Below are 2,442 nucleotides of genomic sequence, written 5' to 3' on the forward strand. Positions count from 1 at the left end.
GGCGGGACCTGCGACCGGGGCGCCGACGGTCACGCGCGGCGTCGCGCCGGCCGCGGCGGACGCGAGGGGCCGCTCCGCCGCGGCGCCGCCCGCCGCGATCACCGTCTCCCCGTTCGTCCAGCGCCACGCGACCGGCTCGACCGGGAGGGTGAAGCGAGTCCCGCGGGCGCCCACGCCGCAGGCGGCGTCGTCGGGGAGCGCGAACTCGAGCCCGAGCGAGAGCCGGCCGGCGCGCTGCGCCTCGATGAGCCGGCGCGCCGTCGCGGCGTCCACCTCGACGGGGAGACCCGGGTCCTCGCTGGGCCAGAGGCGCGCCGTCCCGTCGGCGATCGGGAGCTGGGCCGGCTCGGCGAGGCCGAGCGTGCCGGCGCCCGCGTCGTAGGCGAGCTCGAGCTTCCCTGCCGGCACGATCGCCTCGTACCGCCCGGCGAGGGCGCGACCGCGCGCGACGTCGTGCGCCCGCTCCGCGTCGCCGCGCGCCACCGCGTCGCCCTTCGGACGGAGCCGCTCGACCGGCGCGAGCGCGGCGCAGAGCCGCTTCACGTCCTCCGGGAGGGTGAGGCGCGCCGGCGCGCCGGCAGGAACGGCCGCCGGCGAAGGCGAGGCGGCCGGGGCGTCCCCGGCCGGGCCGGACCCGACGAGGGCGAGGAGCAGGAGGGCGAGCGCTGGGACCATGGCGCGAGGGTAAGCACGCGCCCGTTCACCGTGAGGCGACTACCCCACCCGGATCCGGAGCGCCCCCGGCAGGATCTCGAACCGGGCCGGCAGCGTCCCCGGCGCCTCGCCGTCCACGTCGAGCAGGACCCTCGCGTCGCCCACGGGCTCGACCTCGACGGTCCGCGCGCGCAGCACGCGGGTGTTCGGGAGCCGCACGTGGGTGCCGTCGTAGAGCATGCGCTTCTTCGTGACGAAGTCGGCGATGCCGAAGCCGGACCAGATCACGACGTCGAACAGCCCGTCGTCCATCCTCGCGTCCGGGGCCACCCGCATGCCGCCGCCGAAGAAGCTGCCATTGCACACCGAGAGCGCGGTGATCCGCTGCTGGGTCCACTCGCCGCCGTCGACGCGCCAGCGGACCAGCGGATCGGCCCAGCCGACGAGCGCGCGCGCCGAGGCGAGCATGAACGAGAGCTTGCCGCTCGGGAGGCGCAGCCCCTGGTTCACGAGGCGCGAGACCTCGCCGGAGATGCCGCACCCGGCGACGTTCGCGAAGTGGGCGACCCGCGTCGTCCCGTCGTGCGCGGCGAAGGTGATGCGGCCGAGGTCGCACACCGCCACCTTCGGGCAGGCGAGCGCGCGCGCCGCGGCGGTCACGCCGGCCCCGATGCCGAGCGTCTTGCGCAGGTCCCCTCCCGTGCCGCGCGGGATGTAGCCGAACACGACGTGCGCCGGGGAGGCGACCCCGCCGTCCACGAGCCCGTCGATGACCTCGCTCGCCGTGCCGTCGCCGCCGACCGCGACCACGAGCCCCGCCCCCGCGGCGACCGCCTGGCGCGCGAGCCGCGCGCCGTCGCCCGGGGCGACCGTGAAGGCACACTCGAACTCGCCGACCTCGGCGCGGACCGCGCGCGCGATGGCGTCGAAGTGGCGGCCCGTGCGGCCGGCGGCGCTGCGAGGGTTGACGACGAGGAAGGGCTTCACGTGCGTGAGGATAACAGGCGAGCGGCCGGCGCGCGCCGCCGCGTCGCAGGCTGCTTGCCGCGCTGCGGCAGGAGGCGGCCCGCGTCCACGCCTCACCCCTCGCGCACGGGAGGGTCCCGGCCGGCGAGGGCCTTCGCGCGCAGGTGGCGGACGATCCGCGCGATCGGCACGCCGGTGGGGCAGAGCGCGTCGCAGCCCGCGCAGCCCGCGCACGCCTCGAGCGCGGCGGCCGCCAGCGGGAGCCCGGCGGCGCTCCGCGAGTAGAGCCGGAACGCCGCGTGGAGCCCGAGCGCGCGCACCGCCGGGACGGCCCCCGCGAGCTCGCACCCGAGCTCGCACAGGCCGCACGCGACGCACGCGGAGGCGGCCTCGCCGACGGCGCGGTCCTCCGGCGTGGTCGGCCCGAGCCCCTCCGCGACGTACGCCGCCCGGAAGCGCTCGAGCCCCGTCCCGCGCCGGCGGAAGAGCCGCCGCAGCGGGTGCGCGACGAGCGCCCGCCAGGCGAGATACGAGAGCGCGCCGGCCCGCGTCGCCAAGGTCACTCCCCTCCCCCGGGCCGCGCCGCCGCGCGCCCCGCGAGATAGCCGGTCAGGATCGCCACGCCGAGGCCGGTGCCGTCGCTCGCGTGCTCGTGGCCGCCCACGACCGCGCCCGCGGCGTGGAGCCCCTCGGCGGCGGGGCGCCCGCGGGCGTCGAGCGGCCGGAGCCTCGCGTCCACCCGCAGCCCCGCGGAGAGGAGCGGCTGCGGCCCGACCCGCGCCGCGCCCGTGAGCGACGCGGCGGGCCGCGCGGCGAGGTCCA

General features: G+C 78.9%; 4 protein-coding genes. All 4 read right to left on the reverse strand.

Going from position 1 to position 2,442, the window contains the following annotated elements; translation table 11 throughout:
- A partial coding sequence (locus MNZ39_RS23875; protein WP_242341576.1) for a hypothetical protein occupies nucleotides 1-675 on the reverse strand: 675 nt, incomplete at its 3' end.
- Between the two features lie 39 nt (nucleotides 676-714).
- A complete protein-coding gene (locus MNZ39_RS23880) occupies nucleotides 715-1,641 on the reverse strand; it encodes a diacylglycerol kinase family protein (RefSeq protein ID WP_242341577.1) in 927 nt (308 codons plus the stop codon).
- Nucleotides 1,642-1,733: 92 nt separating this feature from the next.
- On the reverse strand, nucleotides 1,734-2,177 hold the full coding sequence (locus MNZ39_RS23885; protein WP_242341578.1) for a 4Fe-4S dicluster domain-containing protein: 444 nt from the start codon (nucleotides 2,175-2,177) through the stop codon (nucleotides 1,734-1,736).
- Between the two features lie 2 nt (nucleotides 2,178-2,179).
- Nucleotides 2,180-2,442, reverse strand: a 263-nt coding sequence (locus tag MNZ39_RS23890; RefSeq protein ID WP_242341579.1) for an FAD-binding protein, incomplete at its 5' end; no start/stop codon positions are given.

The sequence above is a fragment of the Anaeromyxobacter sp. SG66 genome, from assembly GCF_022690805.1.
GTDB classification, from domain to species: Bacteria; Myxococcota; Myxococcia; order Myxococcales; family Anaeromyxobacteraceae; genus Anaeromyxobacter; species Anaeromyxobacter soli.